We start from the raw sequence: 17,759 nt of genomic DNA on the forward strand, positions 1-17,759 counted from the left end.
TAGCGCCCTCTGATGTGTGATGTGACGGTATTCACCTGACGGTCGTCACGACGGGGACGCCCAGTCGTCTGCGGCGGCGAAACGATATCCTCGATGAGGGCCCAGCCGTGGTCGGAGATCTCGTAGCGTCCTGCCATGGGTCACCTATGCTGCTGCGACATAGGTGACATTAGCAAATTGGGGTTTTCGGACTAAACACCTAATAGGTCAGGATAACCGGCAGGATCGTGACGAGAAGCGCCGTGGCCATGACCACATTGAACGTTCGCAACTTGGCCGGCGTGTCGAGGAAGGTCGCGATGCGCACCCCAAACGCGGCCCAGATCCAAGAACTGGCGATGCCGATCGGCAGGAAAACCAGCGCCATCGCGGCGATCTGCGCATATTTGTCGAAGTCCAGGGACAGATACGCCGAAGTGGCGCCGATGGCCTGGGCCCACGCCTTGGGGTTGATCCACTGGAAGCCGGCGGCTTGCCAGAACGAAATGGGCCTGCTCTGCCGGGTACCACGGAGGGCATTAGCAGTGGCGATCAGATACGCTAGGTAGAGGATGTAGGCAAGCCCCACCATCCGCAGAACGCCGCGGACAACGGGAAACTGGAAGACATATCCGATCCCCACCGCGACGACAATCAGCATGGCCGGAAAGCCGAAGGCGACCCCCATCACATGGGGCATAGAGCGCTTCAGACCGAAATTCGCCCCCGAGGTGGCCAGCATGATGTTATTGGGGCCCGGCGTGAAGGTCATGACGAACGCGAAGCTGGCGATGGCCAGAAGCCAGGTGAGGTAGTCGTTAGCCATCGAGTGCCCCTCGGCTGGTGAATGGGTCCTGAAGGATATTGGCTTCCTTGCTGAAAATGTATTGATAGAAGGTTTTCCGTGTTGGCTTACGGTCACACTTTGTGAAGATCCCACCCCATTGCTCATCCCACTCCCGGTATATCGGATTCTCCGTAAGCGCTCCACAAACCCCATCTTCTGGCGATGACTAGTGTCCGTCAGACTGGTGTCATTCGATAGCAAGGAGGACACCATGACCGACCTGACCTCGACACAGGCCTACTGGCTGGGCCACCTGTTCCATGCCTCTTCCCGGCAACTGGCGCTGAGTGAATACGCCGAGGAGCAAGGACTGGAACTGGCGTCACTGCTGGCGTGGGAGCAGCGCCTGGAGGTACAGGGCGTGCCCGTGCCACCTCGCCACCGGCCGCTGCGCTTCGTCGCCGTGGAGGTGGCCCGATGATCCGGCCGGACACCCGGCTGCGCGTCTACCTGTGTCGCGAGCCGGTCGACATGCGCAAGCAGATCGATGGACTGGCCCTGCTGGTTCAGGAGGCCATGGAGCTCAACCCCTTCGAGGAGGCGGTCTTCGTGTTCGGCAACCGCCAGCGCGACAAGGTGAAGCTGCTGTTCTGGGAGCGTAACGGCTTCGTGGTCTGGTACAAGCGCCTGGAGCGGGAGCGCTTCAAGTGGCCGGACCGCCTGGAGGGCGACACCGTCACGCTCTCGGGCCAGGAGCTGAACTGGCTTCTGGATGGCTATGACCTCAGCGCCATGCGCCCCCATAAGGCCTTGGATCTTCAAGCGGTTGGCTGATTTTCTGCTGCTTTCAGCGGCGCCGCTTGGTAAAATGGCGGCATGATCTCACCGGCCTCGACACCTTCCGTCAGCGTCTCCCAACTGCAGCGCCAAGTGCGCGCTCAGCAGGAGGAGATTGCGCGTCTTCATCGCCTGATGGAGAAGAAGGAGGCTCAGTGGGAAGCCGCCAAGCAGTCCCTTTTTGAGCAACTCAAGCTGGCCATTGAAGGCCGGTTCGGTCCCTCTACCGAGAAGTACCGCGTCGAACAGGGTGATCTGCTCATCAACGAGGCCGAGGTGGCGGTCGATGAGGAAGAGGCCAGCGCCCAGGATGACACGGCTGACGCGCCGGCCGACCCCCACCAGCCGGCCAAGCGCCGTACCCGTGGCGGCCGCGTGGCGTTACCCCCCGAACTGCCCCGCGTCGAAGTGATCCATGAGCTCCCCGAGGATGCCCGTCATTGCCACCACGACGGCACCGAGCTCAAGGAGATCGGCAAAGAAATCAGTGAGGAACTGCACGTCGTGCCGGCGCGGATCGAGGTGATCCGCCATGTGCGCATCAAGTACGGCTGCCCAGACTGTGAAGAGGGCGTGCAGATCGCCCCGGCATCGGCCAAGCTGCTGCCCAAGAGCAATGCCAGCCCGACCCTGCTCGCCTACGTGGCCACCGCCAAGTACCAGGATGCCTTGCCGCTCTATCGGCAGAGCCAGATCTTTGCCCGGCACGGCATCGAGATCCCGCGCAACACCCTGGCCCGCTGGATGGTGCAGGTCGGCGAGCGGCTGATGCCGTTGGTCGAGGCCCTGCGACAGCACCTGCTGCAGGCCCCGCTGATTCACATGGACGAGACCACGCTACAGGTCAACGCCGAGGCCGACCGACCGGCGAGCTCAACGTCCTACATGTGGCTGCAACGCGGGGGGCCACCGGGCCAACAGGTGGTGCTGTTCGACTATGATGCGAGCCGAGCCGGCCGGGTGCCCGTGCGCCTGCTGGGTAACTACGCCGGTCGCCTGGTCACCGACGGCTACGAAGGCTATGCCGAGGTGGTGCGAAAGAACGGCATCACCCATGCCGGCTGCTGGGCGCACGCCCGTCGCAAGTTCGTCGAGGCCCAGAAAGTGCAGCCCAAGGGCAAGACCGGCAAGGCCGACTGGGCGCTCAACCAGATCCGCAAGCTCTACGCCGTGGAAACGCAGGCCAAGGCCCTGGAGCCCAAGGCGCGTCAGGCATTGCGTGATCAGAAGAGCCGCCCGCTGATCACCCAGCTGCGCGCCTGGCTCGACAAGTCGCTGACCCAGGTGCTGCCGAAGAGCGCGCTGGGCCGGGCGCTGCACTACCTGGAGGGCCAGTGGCAGCGCCTGACCCGCTTCCTCGATGACGGGTTGATCCCGCTGGACAACAACCCGGCCGAGAACGCCATTCGCCCCTTCGTCGTCGGCCGCAAGAACTGGCTGTTCAGCCACACACCGAGCGGTGCCCAGGCCAGCGCGGCAATCTACAGCCTGATCGAGACGGCCAAGGCCAACGGCCTCTCGCCCTACGAGTACCTGCAGTTCGTGTTCGAGACCCTGCCAACTCTCGGCGAGGATGACGACCTCGGCACGCTGCTGCCCTGGTGCTGGAAAGAGACTCTACCGGTCTAGCTCAGGCCGCAACAGGTGGGGTTGGTGGAGCGCTTACGATTCTCCAATCGCACTGCTTGCGACTTTGGCAGGTGCCACATAGGCACGTTCGGATTCAGGTGGTGCTCGAGATGATAGTTGTCATGATGGACGCCGGTGAGAAACCGCTCGAAGCGGTTGCCATTACGATTAAGTGTCATGTAAAGCCGGTCTCGCGACTCCCTGACTAGCGGAAAATGCTCAGCCATTTCGATAAACCAGCCCACGATCATCGCCGAGGTTACCAGAGGAACCAGCCAGAACACTACCAGCCAGTGAAAAATCCCGAAAAGCAGTGAACCGACCAATAGTGCCACCCAGATCAAGGTGAACAGCCAGGTATCAGTTTGTTGGGAGATGATCCTGTTGTCGTATCTGGCAGGAACTTGTCCCAGGAACCGATCACGGTACACATAGGGCAAGTACTGTAGAACCTTCATCCCAAGGAAGGCCTTCACGACGTAGGTCCAAAGGAACTCTAACTTCGTGCGTTTTTCATACAGACCTGCGGTCAGGTGCTGTTGGAAGTCCGGATCGTGGGCGGGATCGCCCAAGTGACCGTGATGCTGCGTCACATGAGTATAGCAGTAGCGCACGTATTTCTGCCCTACCAGATATCCCGACAGCACCGTGCCGGCAATCAGGTTCCAGTAGCGGTTTCTGGCGAGGGTATTATGTGACGCAGCATGCAGAAGATTGGCCAGCCCACGCTGTCGTGAGCCAATGACCAGCCAGGCCAAAGGATAAAACCACCAGGAGACTTTAAGGCACAGTGTAATGCAACTTCCCGTTATAAGATAATCTTTCGCCAAGTAAAGCAGGCAGTGCCAGTTATCGAGTATTGTAAGCCTCCTTATTTTCTTTTTGATCTCGAGGGGCTCAAAGCTGAGTTTGTTATCTTTCGCATCCATTCTTTTCCCATCCTTACAAGTCAATGATATAGAACGATCTTTGGCTCTCTTTCATACAGGTGGTATAACAGCAACAGTGAAGTGAAATCCAATGATTGAAAATCCCATCCGGACAAGAAGGCGGCCTGAATCAAACCAACGGGTCTTCGAGAAAGTTGGTATGGTTCATGAGAGCCCGCGAGGGCATCCGTCAGGTTATTACTATCACTGTACACCTGGCACACTAAGTTAATAAAAAATCAATCAAGAAGAAAGCAATTGATATGGAAAGAACGGCAGCCATCACAAGATTGAAAACCTTGAAATCAACGATGTGCTCTGACAACTTGCTTCCGACAAAAGTCCAGCCCCACAAAGAAAAAGCACAAATCACATAAAAAAGGCCGCTAAACAAAGCAAGCAGAGCGACATAGTTATCGCTCGTTGAAATATATATGGAAACAGCAGACAGGGACACGATCCAGGCTTTAGGGTTTGACACTTGCGCTATAATGCCAGATGAAAAACCAGGTGGAATATCAATGTTTTCATCATATGAATTAATACCAGAAGAAGCAGCAATTTTATATGCTAAATATAGCATATAGGAAGATCCGACAATAGCCATAACCTTTGCCACAATAGAGTAAGAAGTTATGAACGCCCCCAGACCAGCTCCTACAGATAACAAAATTGCGACAAATCCACTTGTAGCCCCAAGAACATAAGGAAGGCTTCGAAGAGGACCAAATCGGGCTCCTGACATAGCGGAAACGATATTTACAGGCCCAGGCGTCGCGGATGTGGCAAATGCAAACATGGCCATGGACGATATTGTTATCAAGATGTCATTCATGAGTCACCACATAGGTTACAAGTCGTGATCAGTAACTTCTCCATCGCCATCAAAGAAGAATTTGCGTTGCAGATCTACCGCATAATATTTTTTGGGCTGAATAATCCCGTTTTTATTATAGCCCGCATATTCTTCCCAATAACCAATTTCGAAATTCCGTGTTATTTCAATGCTAGAGATTGCCTTAACACATTTATATAGATACAAGCCAAAATCTATAAATCTAAGTGGATGTCCCTGCTCCAAAGGGAGCTCCTGACCATCTACCATATACGCCAACATGGCATCCCTTTTTACTGCGGAAGCGAGATGCACAGTAGAGTCATAAGCTCCCTTTCTGGTCCCATAGCTTAACTGCTTCATATAAAGTTTTGGATCATCATAATCGACACCAGCTAAATCTAGAACATCTCGAAGCAAGACGCCATCCCAATGCCGCTTGATGCTCCAGAGGCATACACAGACATTTCGACGGTTCTGGTAGATCTTGGGAAGGGACAATAAATCATCATAGGTGAGCTCAATTTTATCACCAACCTCACCGAAGATTCTTAGCCGCCATTTTTCGATATCAATCGGCACCACCCCCTCTTGAAAATAGCGTAGCGAGGAGGGTTTCTTATTCAGAAAGGGAGTGGTTTTGGTATTAACGTCCATTGAAACTTTCTCCTAATAAGACACACCGAAAACCAACTATGTTATCTCTTAATCCCGGATCATAGGAATCTCTACTTGCACAGCGTAAATTATCTTCATCATGAAGCCCAGAGCCGCCTTTCACAATGTGCGGAAGATCTTCTTGAATGAGGTAAACGGGATTGATCCGATAGTAATCCCAGTTATAGTTATTGCTCACATTATCTATACACCATTCATTGACATTCCCTGCCATGTCATGGCAACCCACTCGACTAGCGGCCTGAGGGTATGCGTTTACCTTGGTGCTACTTCGCTTAAGTTCAGCTGGCTCACAGCCGGGAGCATAATTGGCCATCTCTTCGGAGGGGGGCGCTTCACCCCAAGGATATGTATCCGTTCCCGACCCTGCTGCCATTTCCCACTGAGCCTCAGTCGGCAGCGTCTTTCCTTCATAAACTGAAAATGCCATAGCTTCCCACCAAGACACACCTGTAACAGGCTGCTCCGGCTGGTTCCAGAGAGGATCAAACCAGTATAGTGGTTCTGTGACATCCTTTTCCTTAACAAACTCCCACCCTTGGACTGACCAAAACTTTCTATTCTGATATCCACCATCCTCGACAAATTTTTTGAATCTAGCATTCGTGACTGGATACTTGTCTATCCAATAGGGTGAAAGAAAAACAGTGTTCACAGGGCCTTCATTCTTGAACAGACTGCTACCTCTTTTGAAAAATTCTGGCCTTATGTAGATCATATCCTTGGTTACAGTCATTTCAGCAGACCCAAATTTCCACTAATGCGGTTAATTGACTTTTTTTCACCGTATATTGCCAATCCGTGGATGATTAAATCGGTGCTTTTTGAATTAGAAACTTTTTCCTCGTAATCATTATAGCTTTTAGTGGCAAGTGCCATGTTGGTGAAACATGCAGAGTATAGGCCTTCTTCTTCGGCCTTTTCATGAAGGTCTTTTAGGTTCTCTGATGAAGTTTGCAAAATAGGTAGCGGAATCCTAGTTATACCTCTATAAACAACCCCTTCTTTAGTATTAACATCATGGCCGACAATCTCCGGAAAGGCTTTTCCTACGCTAAGGCTCAGAACGGCAGGGATATTCGCCTGTAACCCAGCAGGGAGACTGTTATCTACGATGATCACACCCTTCATGCTCATGAATATTCCTCTTTGCTTAAAAATAATGTCCAAAGCATTGGGATAATAAAAGTTTTACTGATTGGAACTAGGTTCTCCGCTTCGCAAGCCGGTCTTGTGGTTAGGCATGCATCTACATCCCCTATTGTCACCATGCGCGCTGCTTGGCTAGTAGAGTGAGCTTCTACCAGTTCATGTTCACGCCCTTCCAATAGTTTTCCTATTAGGTGTGAGGGGGCCTTATGCGAGGAGATGCGAATTTTGTCTTGGTGCTGGACGCTGGCTTTTGAGGCCAAAAGATATGGTGGAGTGGGAATAAAGAAGGCTGCGACTGGGATGTTTCTAGATGAAATATAAAACCTATTTATATGTTGATAAGCATTGGCCACAAGAAGGCCGGTTGCTTCTGGGTTAGCCAGCATATGTTGCTCAGCTGCTTCGTATGTGGAGAAAAGCTTTATTCTTGATTGGTTTCCTTTAATAATCTTCTTGGCTGCATGCTCGCTGCTTGTTCCTGGCGGACCTAGTGTCACTATGTCGAAGCACTCATATGCAACCTGCCTACGAGGCGTCACTAGGCTTAGGCTTTCGATAGGAAAAGATAGCGCATCCATGTCTCAGCCTCTTTTAACTGAATATCCCATAAAATCAATGTGGTGGAGACCTTAAAGGTGCATCAAAATTTCTACTGAGGGTGAGGTTCGCATAGGATAAAGCTGCTGTATTGCACGATCTAAAGGTCAGAGCGACTTGAACTGGCCGGGGGTTACACCAGTCATTTTCTTGAACACCCGAGTGAAGTGTGCTTGATCGTAAAATCCTAACTTCTGACTCACTTCACTAATTTGCTCCCTATTTCTCAATAGCCTCTTAGAGCACTTTACTCGTAGCATAGTCCAGTACGTATAAGGTGGCACCCCCATATGCTGCGTGAAGATGTTCAACAAATAATTTGGGTGAAAACCCACTTCTCCAGCCAAGGTGCCCAAAGAGATGTTTTCCTCGTCAAACACTCCGAATTCAAGATAGTCTGATAGCTGCCCTTCCAGATAGTTTTTAATTTTATTTACAGCACTAGGCTCTTTCCAGCCTCCCGTTAATGGAGCGCCACCATTCATTGCAAAAATATACTGAAGAAGATATGTAAGCTCGGTGTCTATAGCAAGCCTCCAGCCCTTATGATCATTCAGACTAAATCTCTTGCTTATATTCCTTAGCGAACTGGCTACGCAACCTCCACGATCTACTGGAGAGAATTCTTTAAATCCTGTCAACTTTACTTCAAGTAGCTCTTTGACTGATCTTTCACTGACATATAGCATCTTATATTTGAGAGATCTGCTTAAAGCATAGCCATCGTGCAGCTCATCAGGATTCATGAGTGTAAGAGTGCCTTTTGGAAAAACATTTTTCCCTCCCCGGTAATCATATCCTCCAACGCCATCCTCTATGACGCCTATTGAGAAGGCATCATGTGCATGCTTGCTAAATGGTCGGCCTTTTAAGTTTGCTTCTAAAATCTCAACGCCATCATGCCAGGCTAATTGATGCAGCCGACTTTTGATATTTGGATCCATGGAGGTAACTCCATTGATTGTATAAATGATCGGACGTAGAATTTCTTACTGCTTGCCTAAAGAAAGTTGGGGTTGTCATAATATTAATGGGTGGCATGAAAGACCTGAGACATCAAAAGCCGTTAATAAAATATGTGCATATTCCATAAAAAAACGTTCCAAGGACAGTCGGTATGGCGATGCCACTAAAAAAATTCTTGCATAAGATAATAATCAATAGTGCTACGTATATGTTCCAGCCCTGTGGCGCGAAGGGGGAGTCGAACAACATGGGAAATAGCGAGATCGTCAGCAACGCTGCCAATGCCGCAGGTCCAATGGCCGCTAGCAGCTGCCTGACGGAGCCTGGCAAGTTGCGGCGAGGCGCTGAGTGCTGCATGACCGGCAGCCACCGCAGCAGAAAGGTGACAATGCCAGCAAGCAAAATCGTCAGGTGGAGCGTCGAGAGCATGGCTTCCTCCTGAGCTGTGATGAGGCCGCTCCTAACAGCATCCCCAATGTAAGGGCGTGATAGCTTGGCAGTATCGTCTGGAGCAGGGCTGTAACCAGTACCGTAACCACAATAGTGCCGAGCCACTTCCGTACGCCGATCTCCAGTAACAGCACGAAGAACAACGCCGGCAGGATGAACTCCAGGGCCGCCGCCAGGGCGATAGGAAGCTGATCGATTTCTCCACCGAACGTCACACCCATCAGCGTGCCTGCCATCCAGGCGCCATAAGCACCGAGTTGCAGGCCCAAGTGCCACGCTTGTCGATCCTCTGGCGCAAGCTGGTCGAGACGTCCAGCTGCCGTGGCGAAGACCTCATCTGTCAAACCGAATGCCAGCAGGGGCGTAGGGTACCGCTTTCCCTGGGCCATTAGCTGTGGCATCAGAGCCGGGCCATAGAGCAAGTGGCGGGCATTCATCAGCAGCACGGCGCCGAGGGTGCCGAGCAGCCCCGCTCCTGATGTCAGCAGGGCGACGAGGATGAACTGACTTGCGCCGGCGAATACCACCATGGAGGTCAGCAGGGTGGACTGGGGCGACAGCCCCGCCTGTAGCGCGGTCAGGCCGAAGCCAAAGGCGATGGGCAGATAGCCAGCAGCGACGGAGGCACTGCCAGCGAGCCCTCTCAGGAAGGCATTCATGGTGCGCCCCCATGCTTACGGAAGGTGAAGACATGAGTACCACCTTGCCAGTCATCTGTACCCGTGGTAGCAAAGACGCGACGATGATGCAGCAGCTCGAACCCATTGAATCGAGCCAGTTCCAGGAAGCGCCGAGTATACGTCTTGCGCTCTACCTCATAATCAAAGCCGGCCACCATCGCTTGCATTTCTAGTCGAAAGAATCTGACGAAGACGCCGAGCGGGCAGTGAGCGGCCTGTTCCAGACCCTGACTATTCAGTCGGGATAGCAAGCTCCGGCAGCGCGTGACGGCTTCGTTGACCAAGCCGCGCTGCGCCTCGAGTACCGCCAGGCAGAGGGACTGGCGAATATCGTCGTGGCAACTTCGGGTATCTGCCGTAAATGCTCGGAGATCAGCGCGCTCCAGGCATGCTGTGCTAGCCAGGATATAGGCACTGTGATGAAGAACTAAGGCGCGTAGCCGGGTCTCCCGATCATGAAATTCGGGAAGAAACTCGTCGGCCACGCATAGCAGACCACCGGGTTGTAAAAGCTCCTGACACTTCTTGAGCATGAAGGGGGTGTTGAAGTGATGTGAGGCACCCACCGAGGTCAGGAGCCTCTGGCTGGCCGGAGGTGTAGCGAGTGCAAGGAAATCCCCGTGATGAGGTTTGATACGCTCTTGTCCTTTCGAGAGCGCCTTGAGATGGGCGATGGCGACGTCATCGGGTTCGACGGCTGTTACCCTTAGTCTTGGCAGTAGCTCGGTCAGCATCAGCAGGGCGGTGCCCGGGCCCGTGCCGATGTCCATGGCGTTGCCGGTTGCCAAGTCGCCGCCGAAGGCCAGGATGTCCTCTGCCATAGCGACCATCTGGCGAGCGTAAGCTGGGTGCACTAACTCATAGGCGGCGTAGTGGTCGACATCGATCCTGCTCGAAAAGGCTTCTGCTTCCTGAGAGGTTGCGTGTCGATTGAAGGGGGCTTCGAGCGTGACCGTGCCGGGCAAGGCTATGTCGCCACGCTGTAACGCGACTTCACTCGTCAGGCAGTCAAGGACAATGTATGGAGAGTGACGGTGTTTCTCCGACCGGACCGAGGTGTCAGGCAGGAAAGGAGATTCGGCCAGGCGCGCGAGCCGTCTGGCCTCGTCCAGAATATCGTCAACTCCCTCGAGAGGACTGGCCACAAAGGCCGAGGTGGTTGTCAGTGGTACGACTGCCCAGAAGGCGTCGTGAGAGTCGTGGCCAGCCACGCAGTAGATTGGCCAGGCATCACTTGCGCGCAAGCCGACATGCTCGATGACCTGCTCACCTATATCGTTGCTATCTTTTGGGGCATGGCGCAAACGTAGCAGGCTGCCCGTGAGCCCGGTGGAGGTCTCGATCGCCAGCCGGTGAAACAGGCTGCGGGCGCCTTCCCATTCCTGCGGCGTGTCGGGCCAGTCGATGGCTTGGTCCACGAGATGGAGGTGGCTGGCATCAGTGGGGTACTCGATGAACACGATTCCCACGGCTGGTTCGTCCGATGCGCCGTAGAGGTGTTCCACGTCTGCAGCATACTCACAGGATTCTCCAGGATTGAGTCGCTGGGGGCGCAGGGCATCACCCACCAGCATGCTTCCCTGTTGCACCACCACCCGCTCGCGAACGCCTGGTGCATGCGGTGCAGAGCGCCTGATGTGTCCGGCCGGCAGTGCCAGACGGTAAGTCTCGACGACCGGGTTGCTATCGTGTCGTTCGATTAAGCGAACAGACGCGCCCTGCCCGCTGAACTCGCCAGGCTCGGTTGGGCCGCTTCCATCATTGGCCACCAAGTCGCCGAAGGGCACGCCAAGCGCGTCGGCAAGTAGCCATAAGGTATCGATTGTCGGGTTTCCTTGGCCCGATTCCATCCTGGATAGCGTGGATTTTGCGATACCGCAGCGCTGGGCCAGGCCGGAGAGGGTTAGCCCCCTGTGCAGGCGAACACGTTTCAGGTTGCTGGCTAGAGTGGCGAGATGCTGCACTTCTTTCGTTCCTTAAAAGGGAATATGTTCCTTTTATAGAACGATCGAAGAGAAATTTCAAGCGCTCAACCGCATGGCGAGGCTGGTTGGAAGGGTTACCGTATTGCCGTGGGGGACGCCAGGTGCTGGCTCTCGGATCTCGTTTAGCCACCCGGGGAGCCAGCAACTATGCTGGGCGGTTATCGGCTTCGAAACCGCCTGTGGAGGAAGGCGGTCCCTCCAGCAGTTCCTATATTGGGTGAAGTGGCGGAGACACCGATCCTAACTAAGTGCCTGACCGAAAGTTTTCGTGCATAATGTGCGTAGGATAACTGACACGGACGGAACCATGGCAAGGCGCTTCGTTGCACCTCTCACTGAGTCTGAGCAGCAGACGCTGTCCTCCGCCTATCACCATGGTGAGAAGCGCGCCCTACGTCGACGTGCGCATGCCATCTTGCTGAGCGATCAAGGTCATACCATCGCTCAGATCTGTGAGATATTGCAGGTCCGCCGCGATGCCGTATCTCGATGGCTCAAACAGTGGGAGGTAGCAGGGCTTGATGGGCTGATCGACAAGCCGCGCAGTGGCCGCACGCCGGCCTTGGATGACGACGACCACCATCGGCTGCAGGAACTTGTCGCCGAACAGCCCCACCAGCTCCGCTCCTTGCATGCCCGCTTTCAGGAAGAGACGGGGAAAAACATCAGCATGGTGACGCTCCGCAGGGCGCTGAAAAAAAAATAGGCTCAGCTTCAAGCGTATTCGGTATTCACTGAAGGCACGGCGCGACGAAACGGATTTCCGCAACACTCAAGGCCTCCTCAAGGTGCTTCAGGAGCGGGAAGACCTGGGTGAGCACGAGCTCTATTACTTCGATGAGTCGGGCTTTTCGCAGTCGTCACCGGTTCCATACGCGTGGAGTCCCATTGCCCCCAGTGTCAGGATGACTGTCGTGCCCTCTGATACCCTGTTCCTATAAACCGATCAGGGGGCGAAAGGATGAACCGTACCGGGATTCCTGGAGGCGCCAAACCTTGAGAGGATGGAGCCATGAACACTTCCAAGCGATATGCACCTGAGGTCCGGCAGCGAGCCGTCCGCATGGTCTTCGACCACGAAGCCGACTACCCCTCCCAGTGGGCCGCTATCGGTGCCATTGCCCCCAAGATCGGCTGCACGCCAGAGACGCTGCGTAGTTGGGTCCGTCAGGCCGAGCGTGATGCAGGTCGTCGGGAAGGCGCGACCACGTCTGAACGCGAGCGGATCAAGGCTCTGGAGCGCGAGAACCGCGAGTTGAAGCAGGCCAACGAGATTCTCCGCAAGGCTTCTGCGTATTTTGCCCAGGCGGAGCTCGACCGCCGCGGCAAGTGATGATCGAGTTCATCGATGATCACCGGGAGTCGTACGGGGTCGAGCCGATCTGCCGAATCCTGCCGATCGCCCCGTCGACCTACTACGAGCACAAGGCCCGTGACGCCAAGCCTGATCGCGCACCACCCCGCATCCAGCGTGACCGCTGGCTGAGTGCCGAGATCCAGCGCGTCTGGGAGGAGAACTTCGGTGTCTATGGCATCCGCAAGGTCTGGCGACAATTGCATCGAGAAGCGATTCCCACCGCTCGTTGCACCGTCGAGCGCCTGATGCGCCATATGGGGCTGCGAGGCGTGGTGAGAGGCAAGCCAGTCCGTACCACCGTGCCAGATCCCAACAAGGCCTCGCCGGCGGACCTGGTGCGACGGCAGTTTCAGCCAGCTCAGCCGAATGCGCTGTGGGTGTTATAGGGCGACAATTACTCTGGCCGGCCGACGACAACTATTGTGGCCGGTTGCCCTAAGCTTGACCGCTTGTCCCGACCCACCAGGGAGCCGGTATGGCGGTCACCAGCCAACAGGTCACGCTCTATATGTCGCAACGCCAACAAGGCCAGACCCAGGAGGTCGCCGCCGCCAAGGCCGGCCTCTCCGTCAGAACCGCTCGCCGCCTCGAACGCCGGGCCGAGTCCTCTGAGCTGCCGGCACCACGGCACTGGCGAACCCGATCCGACCCCTTCGCCGATGTGTGGGAGACCACGCTCGTCCCCCAGTTGGCCGCTGCCCCGGGCTTGCAGGCACTGACCCTGCTGGAGTGGCTGCAGGAGCAGCACCCCGGCCAGTATCCGGACAGCCTGCTGCGCACCCTGCAGCGCCGGGTCAAGGGCTGGCGGGCCGCGCATGGCCCGGAGAAAGAGGTAATGTTCCCGCAAACCCATGGCCCCGGGCTGCGCGGCCTCTCCGACTTCACCGAGCTCAAGGGGATTGTCATTACCGTGGCAGGGGAGCTGCTTGATCACCGGCTCTACCACTTCCGCCTGGCCTACAGCGGCTGGTGTTATGTCCGGGTGGTGCTCGGTGGCGAGAGCTACCCCGCGCTGGCTGAAGGCCTGACCCGTGCGCTGGAGCGGCTTGGCGGTGTCCCCGCGGAGCACCGCACCGACAGCTTGTCGGCGGCCTTCCGCAACCTCGGCCGGGAGGCGGAAGCCGACCTCACCGAGCGTTATGCTGCCCTGTGCGCTCACTACGGCATGACGGCCACCCGTAATAACCCAGGGCGCGGCCATGAAAACGCCAGCATCGAGTCGCCGCATGGCCACTTCAAGCGGCGTCTGCAACAGCGCCTGACGCTGCGCGGCTCCCACGACTTCGCTAGCCTCGATGACTACCAGGCCTTCCTCGATGAGGTGACCACCGCGATCAACCGCCGCAACGCGGCCCGGATCACCGTCGAGCGTGGCGCGCTGCAGCCACTGCCCAGCCGGCCCGGTACCGACTACAGCGAGGTGACGGTGCGCGTCACTACCTCCAGCACCATCCAGGTGCGCAAGGTGCTCTACTCGGTGCCGTCCCGGCTGATCGGCGAGAACCTGCGGGTGCACCTTTACGATGATCGCTTGGTGCTGCATCACGCACAGCAAGCATTGCTGACGCTGAGGCGGCTGCATGCCACGCCGGAAAGCGGCCGGTTGCGGGTCATCGATTACCGCCATGTGATCGGCTGGCTGGTCCGCAAGCCCCGGGCGCTGGCGGGGCTGACGTTCCGCGACGACCTGCTGCCGAGTGCGGAGTGGCGCGAGCTGTACGCCCGGCTGACCGCCGCCTTGCCGGTCGCCGAGGCCTGCAAGCGCATCGTTGGCGCTCTGGCGTTGGCCGCCGAGCAGGACCAGGCCGAGGCGATCGCCAGTTACTGGCTGGGCGCCCTGGCGCGCGGGAAGAGCCCGACGCTGGCCGAGCTCCAGGCCCGCTTCGCCGCCACGCCGAGCGCCACGCTGGTTTTCCCCCAGGTGACTCAGCATGACATCGCCAGCTACAACCATCTGGTGCCCAGCGTGCCGACCACAGAGGTGTGCTGCCATGCCTGATGCCCAGACGCTGCCGCTGCTACTGCGACAGCTCCGCCTGCCCACCATGGCCGCCTGCTGGCCCCAGCTGGAAACCCGCGCCCGAGCCGAAAACTGGAGCCTGCCACAAACACTGGCCGCCCTATGCGAGCACGAGCTGGCCGAGCGTGAGCGACGCCGGCTGGCCCGGCACCTCAAGGAGGCCCGGCTGCCGGTGGGCAAGACGCTGGAGTCCTTCGAGTTCGACGCCATCGCGGCCGAGCAGCGCCGGCAACTGAGCGCCTTGGCCGGCGACACGCAGTGGGTCGACCAGGCTCACAACCTGCTGCTGTTTGGGCCCTCCGGCGTCGGCAAGAGCCACGTGGCGGCCGGGCTCGGGCATACGCTGGTCGACCAGGGTTACCGGGTGCGCTACGCCACCGCCTCAAGCCTGGTCCAGGAGCTCCAGGCTGCCAAGCAGGCACTGCGCCTGAGCGACGCCCTGATCAAGCTCGACAAGTACGCCGTGCTGGTGATCGACGATATCGGCTACGTCCAACGCAGCGAGGCCGAGACGTCAGTGCTGTTCGAGCTGATCGCCCATCGCTACGAGTCGGCCAGCCTGATCATCACCGCCAACCAGCCGTTCAGCGCCTGGGACAGTATCTTCCCCGACAGCATGATGGCAGTGGCCGCCATCGACCGGTTGGTGCACCACGCCACGCTGATGGAGCTGAGCGGGGAGAGCTACCGTAAGCGTGCTTATCAACGACAATTACAAGGAGGAAAAGCTGGGTCGTCGGACTGACGACAACTACCCACCCAACCGGCCATTTTAATTGTCGCCAAGCGGCCAAAGTAGTTGACGTCGCATAGGGTGTCGGATTTCACCTATGTCGCGACCTGGCAAGGCTTCGTCTATGTTGCCTTCGTCATCGACGCCTTTGCTCGGCGGATCATTGGCTGGCGAGTCTCCCGTTCACCCCGCACCGATATGGTGCTCGATGCGCTGGAGCAGGCGCTTCATGAACGGCCTCAGCGGCCTGGCAGCGACTTGATTCACCATAGCGATAGGGGCGTCCAATATGTCTCGATTCGATACACAGAGCGCTTGGAGGACGCCGGCATCGCCCCGTCTGTCGGGAGTGTCGGCGACTCATATGACAATGCGCTGGCCGAGACGGTGATCGGGTTGTTCAAGACGGAGGTCATCCGCCGAAGCGGGCCATGGCGGCACCTGGAGGCCGTTGAGTTCGCCACTCTGGAGTGGGTCGACTGGTTCAATCATCGGCGGCTCCTGGAACCGATCGGCAACATGCCGCCTGCTGAGCGAGAAGCGCTGTATTATGAGCAACAGGGTCAGGCCAAGATGGTGGCCTGACTCAAACCAACGAGTCTCCGAGAAAGCCGGTACGGTTCACTTCAGCGTGACTCGCTGTGCTTCATCGATGAAAAAGACCGATAACCGAGAAGCCATGATCACTTCCTTGATCTGGCTCTCTCCCATGTTTTGATACATGCCAGACTTTTCATTCAGGCGGTGGGCCTCATCCACGATTAGCGCGTGAAAAGTGTCTGGCGCGGTGTCCACGTAACTTCCCGAGCCTTTGAACAGGTTATCAATATGAGTTTTCTTTCGTGTGCCTGTCAGCCTCTTTTTGAATACCTCTCGCGGAGCTGAGTTGCGTGATACGTACTGCGTCATCATCTCGCGATTAGTCAGCTCTACCAGCAAGTTGATGGCGACCACGGACTTTCCAGTGCCTGGCCCACCCTTGACGATCAGACACTGCTTGTTGCCGCTGGTCGCTTGGTGGGCAAGATCGATGGCAGATTCATAAATCAGCTTCTGGTCATCAATCATCAGGAACTCGGCGTTGCCCTGCATCATTGATGCCAAGGCATCCGCCAGGTTCTTGCTGGGCTTTATCTCACCGTGCTCGATGCGATACATGATGTTGCTGCTATCGCCGTATTTGATGTGCTGGCTCAGAAACTTGGAAAGTTTCAAGGCATCCTGGGAAATAAAGACCGGGGCGCGGCGAGTATGGTGCTCGTAGAAGGGATCATTGATGGCGTCCCCCTGCTTCATGTTGTGCAGATAGGCGCAGGGCACCAAGCGGATCGACTCGGAGCGTACCGTCTCGTTGTAGTCCTCGATCAGTGCGCCATAGGACCACGCCTGATACGACGGATGGTTAGTCTCGCGTACGCCGCCGCCCAACTGGGTGCGCACGATGGCGTCCTTCTTCGTCACCTCGACGGACTGCCACTGTTTCAGCCCCACGATGACCGCCGCATCGTCCCGCTGGTGGTTCTTGCCGGTCAGGATGAAGTCCACGCGGCGATTGGTCAGCGGGATGTTGTACTCGATGGCCACTCCCGCCGATGCGGGAATGCCCTCGTCGAGCAGAACGCTCATCATGAAGCGCAGGGAGTTCTCCCACGACGACACCTCACTGCGCGGCGAGTTGCGGATCAGCCTGCGTGCCACCTCGTTCTCGATGGCGTCGGTGATGACGTTGGCTCGTACATCGTTGATGAACTGCTGCTTGGTGGCGTTGTAGACCAGCATACCCTAAAAATTCCTTTTATAAACAACTATTTATATAATTATAAATGTATATACATCGCATAATTATATGCACCCAACTGGCTGCTATAACATCAACTGAAGCTCATGTGCCAGCCACAGCGGGCTTGGGGAGCCATACTTACTTCAAACAGCTACGGCCCTGACGCGCACTTACTATTCATCGAGCTTGAAGCTCAGCAGTTTGCTGTCCAAGCCTTTTGCTGGGGAGGAAGGTCAGTCAATTGCCCCCGATCGCCGATAACATCTTCCGGTTAGCCAACACCGGAACAAGTGCTCCAGGGGCAACGCTCCAAGGCCCTAAATACCGCAGGCTTTGACCTTATTGGTAGAATTCAGGACTCGCAT

At 56.4% G+C, this 17,759-nt stretch carries 17 protein-coding genes, 4 pseudogenes and 1 other annotated feature; of the genes and pseudogenes, 8 read left to right on the forward strand and 13 right to left on the reverse strand.

From position 1 onward, the window contains the following. Window positions 1–32 precede the first annotated feature (32 nt). Window positions 33–137 (reverse strand): annotated as a pseudogene (locus NHL60_RS15270) (IS5/IS1182 family transposase); the annotation flags it as partial. 62 nt (window positions 138–199) lie between these two features. Continuing rightward, the gene (locus NHL60_RS15275; protein WP_253445283.1) at window positions 200–805 is read right to left on the reverse strand and encodes a LysE family translocator; all 606 of its coding nucleotides are present in this window, start codon (window positions 803–805) and stop codon (window positions 200–202) included. 232 nt (window positions 806–1,037) lie between these two features. Between NHL60_RS15275 and NHL60_RS15280 the strand changes: the two genes are divergently transcribed. Genes NHL60_RS15280 through NHL60_RS15290 form a run of 3 tightly spaced genes read left to right on the forward strand, consistent with a single transcriptional unit; the run spans window position 1,038 to window position 3,232 of the window. Continuing rightward, a complete protein-coding gene (locus NHL60_RS15280; protein WP_169957623.1) occupies window positions 1,038–1,247 on the forward strand; it encodes a hypothetical protein in 210 nt (69 codons plus the stop codon). Next, window positions 1,244–1,600 carry an IS66 family insertion sequence element accessory protein TnpB gene (gene tnpB, locus NHL60_RS15285; protein WP_253445286.1) on the forward strand — a complete coding sequence of 119 codons (357 nt, stop codon included), beginning with the start codon at window positions 1,244–1,246 and terminating at the stop codon, window positions 1,598–1,600. Before NHL60_RS15280 ends, tnpB begins: the two co-directional genes overlap by 4 nt. A gap of 42 nt (window positions 1,601–1,642) precedes the next feature. Next, entirely contained in the window at window positions 1,643–3,232 is a 1,590-nt protein-coding gene (locus NHL60_RS15290) for an IS66 family transposase (RefSeq protein ID WP_253445289.1), read from the forward strand. Here NHL60_RS15290 and NHL60_RS15295 read toward each other — a convergent pair. The 10 genes from NHL60_RS15295 to NHL60_RS15340 all read right to left on the reverse strand — a co-directional run bounded on the left by NHL60_RS15295 (window position 3,229) and on the right by NHL60_RS15340 (window position 11,483). Beyond that, the gene (locus tag NHL60_RS15295) at window positions 3,229–4,161 is read right to left on the reverse strand and encodes a fatty acid desaturase family protein (protein WP_253445292.1); all 933 of its coding nucleotides are present in this window, start codon (window positions 4,159–4,161) and stop codon (window positions 3,229–3,231) included. The two genes, NHL60_RS15290 and NHL60_RS15295, sit on opposite strands and share 4 nt — an antisense overlap. A 223-nt stretch (window positions 4,162–4,384) precedes the next feature. Continuing rightward, window positions 4,385–4,996 (reverse strand): LysE family translocator, encoded by a 612-nt coding sequence (locus NHL60_RS15300; protein ID WP_253445294.1) that lies wholly within the window; start codon window positions 4,994–4,996, stop codon window positions 4,385–4,387. Window positions 4,997–5,011: 15 nt separating this feature from the next. Then, window positions 5,012–5,653: a molybdopterin-dependent oxidoreductase gene (locus NHL60_RS15305; protein WP_253445297.1), complete on the reverse strand. Its 642-nt coding sequence runs from the start codon at window positions 5,651–5,653 to the stop codon at window positions 5,012–5,014. After that, window positions 5,643–6,410, reverse strand: a complete 768-nt coding sequence (locus NHL60_RS15310) for an SUMF1/EgtB/PvdO family nonheme iron enzyme (protein ID WP_253445300.1) — start codon at window positions 6,408–6,410, stop codon at window positions 5,643–5,645. The genes NHL60_RS15305 and NHL60_RS15310 overlap by 11 nt, the downstream gene beginning before the upstream one ends. Beyond that, complete coding sequence (locus NHL60_RS15315) at window positions 6,407–6,811, reverse strand: DUF2000 domain-containing protein (protein WP_253445303.1); 405 nt, start codon at window positions 6,809–6,811, stop codon at window positions 6,407–6,409. Before NHL60_RS15315 ends, NHL60_RS15310 begins: the two co-directional genes overlap by 4 nt. Next, window positions 6,808–7,404, reverse strand: a complete 597-nt coding sequence (locus NHL60_RS15320) for a hypothetical protein (protein WP_253445306.1) — start codon at window positions 7,402–7,404, stop codon at window positions 6,808–6,810. Before NHL60_RS15320 ends, NHL60_RS15315 begins: the two co-directional genes overlap by 4 nt. Window positions 7,405–7,530: 126 nt before the next feature. Continuing rightward, window positions 7,531–8,367, reverse strand: coding sequence for an AraC family transcriptional regulator (locus tag NHL60_RS15325; RefSeq protein WP_253445308.1), 837 nt, complete (start codon window positions 8,365–8,367; stop codon window positions 7,531–7,533). A gap of 112 nt (window positions 8,368–8,479) precedes the next feature. Next, the gene (locus NHL60_RS15330; protein WP_253445311.1) at window positions 8,480–8,818 is read right to left on the reverse strand and encodes an AzlD domain-containing protein; all 339 of its coding nucleotides are present in this window, start codon (window positions 8,816–8,818) and stop codon (window positions 8,480–8,482) included. Further along, the gene (locus NHL60_RS15335) at window positions 8,797–9,498 is read right to left on the reverse strand and encodes an AzlC family ABC transporter permease (RefSeq protein WP_253445314.1); all 702 of its coding nucleotides are present in this window, start codon (window positions 9,496–9,498) and stop codon (window positions 8,797–8,799) included. Before NHL60_RS15335 ends, NHL60_RS15330 begins: the two co-directional genes overlap by 22 nt. Continuing rightward, window positions 9,495–11,483: a helix-turn-helix domain-containing protein gene (locus NHL60_RS15340; RefSeq protein ID WP_253445317.1), complete on the reverse strand. Its 1,989-nt coding sequence runs from the start codon at window positions 11,481–11,483 to the stop codon at window positions 9,495–9,497. Before NHL60_RS15340 ends, NHL60_RS15335 begins: the two co-directional genes overlap by 4 nt. 328 nt (window positions 11,484–11,811) lie before the next feature. Here NHL60_RS15340 and NHL60_RS15345 point away from each other — a divergent pair. The 5 genes and pseudogenes from NHL60_RS15345 to NHL60_RS15365 all read left to right on the forward strand — a co-directional run. Further along, window positions 11,812–12,394: pseudogene (locus NHL60_RS15345) on the forward strand (IS630 family transposase); the annotation flags it as partial. 122 nt (window positions 12,395–12,516) lie between these two features. Further along, window positions 12,517–13,241, forward strand: a pseudogene (locus tag NHL60_RS15350) (IS3 family transposase); the annotation flags it as partial. Next, window positions 12,795–12,911 (forward strand) — a sequence feature (AL1L pseudoknot). It overlaps the preceding pseudogene by 117 nt. Window positions 13,242–13,369: 128 nt before the next feature. After that, window positions 13,370–14,860, forward strand: a complete 1,491-nt coding sequence (gene istA / locus NHL60_RS15355; protein WP_253452147.1) for an IS21 family transposase — start codon at window positions 13,370–13,372, stop codon at window positions 14,858–14,860. After that, the gene (gene istB, locus NHL60_RS15360) at window positions 14,853–15,626 is read left to right on the forward strand and encodes an IS21-like element helper ATPase IstB (protein ID WP_133483961.1); all 774 of its coding nucleotides are present in this window, start codon (window positions 14,853–14,855) and stop codon (window positions 15,624–15,626) included. Before istA ends, istB begins: the two co-directional genes overlap by 8 nt. Window positions 15,627–15,695: 69 nt before the next feature. Continuing rightward, window positions 15,696–16,199 (forward strand): annotated as a pseudogene (locus NHL60_RS15365) (IS3 family transposase); the annotation flags it as partial. 36 nt (window positions 16,200–16,235) lie between these two features. On the opposite strand, the gene NHL60_RS15370 reads toward NHL60_RS15365, so the two are convergent. Then, window positions 16,236–17,393 (reverse strand): DNA/RNA helicase domain-containing protein, encoded by a 1,158-nt coding sequence (locus NHL60_RS15370; protein WP_253445321.1) that lies wholly within the window; start codon window positions 17,391–17,393, stop codon window positions 16,236–16,238. Window positions 17,394–17,759: the final 366 nt, after the last annotated feature.

The sequence above is a fragment of the Halomonas sp. Y3 genome, assembly GCF_024137965.1.
Lineage (GTDB): Bacteria > Pseudomonadota > Gammaproteobacteria > Pseudomonadales > Halomonadaceae > Halomonas > Halomonas mongoliensis.

Bases quoted from the DNA above. Each gene is read 5' to 3' on its own strand.
- NHL60_RS15275 (WP_253445283.1), bottom strand. From the start codon at position 805: ATGGCTAACGACTACCTCACCTGGCTTCTGGCCATCGCCAGCTTCGCG.
- NHL60_RS15295 (WP_253445292.1), bottom strand. From the start codon at position 4,161: ATGGATGCGAAAGATAACAAACTCAGCTTTGAGCCCCTCGAGATCAAA.
- NHL60_RS15280 (WP_169957623.1), top strand. From the start codon at position 1,038: ATGACCGACCTGACCTCGACACAGGCCTACTGGCTGGGCCACCTGTTC.
- NHL60_RS15370 (WP_253445321.1), bottom strand. From the start codon at position 17,393: ATGCTGGTCTACAACGCCACCAAGCAGCAGTTCATCAACGATGTACGA.
- NHL60_RS15290 (WP_253445289.1), top strand. From the start codon at position 1,643: ATGATCTCACCGGCCTCGACACCTTCCGTCAGCGTCTCCCAACTGCAG.
- NHL60_RS15330 (WP_253445311.1), bottom strand. From the start codon at position 8,818: ATGCTCTCGACGCTCCACCTGACGATTTTGCTTGCTGGCATTGTCACC.
- NHL60_RS15315 (WP_253445303.1), bottom strand. From the start codon at position 6,811: ATGAGCATGAAGGGTGTGATCATCGTAGATAACAGTCTCCCTGCTGGG.
- NHL60_RS15335 (WP_253445314.1), bottom strand. From the start codon at position 9,498: ATGAATGCCTTCCTGAGAGGGCTCGCTGGCAGTGCCTCCGTCGCTGCT.
- NHL60_RS15320 (WP_253445306.1), bottom strand. From the start codon at position 7,404: ATGGATGCGCTATCTTTTCCTATCGAAAGCCTAAGCCTAGTGACGCCT.
- istA (WP_253452147.1), top strand. From the start codon at position 13,370: ATGTCGCAACGCCAACAAGGCCAGACCCAGGAGGTCGCCGCCGCCAAG.
- istB (WP_133483961.1), top strand. From the start codon at position 14,853: ATGCCTGATGCCCAGACGCTGCCGCTGCTACTGCGACAGCTCCGCCTG.
- NHL60_RS15305 (WP_253445297.1), bottom strand. From the start codon at position 5,653: ATGGACGTTAATACCAAAACCACTCCCTTTCTGAATAAGAAACCCTCC.
- NHL60_RS15310 (WP_253445300.1), bottom strand. From the start codon at position 6,410: ATGACTGTAACCAAGGATATGATCTACATAAGGCCAGAATTTTTCAAA.
- NHL60_RS15300 (WP_253445294.1), bottom strand. From the start codon at position 4,996: ATGAATGACATCTTGATAACAATATCGTCCATGGCCATGTTTGCATTT.
- NHL60_RS15325 (WP_253445308.1), bottom strand. From the start codon at position 8,367: ATGGATCCAAATATCAAAAGTCGGCTGCATCAATTAGCCTGGCATGAT.
- tnpB (WP_253445286.1), top strand. From the start codon at position 1,244: ATGATCCGGCCGGACACCCGGCTGCGCGTCTACCTGTGTCGCGAGCCG.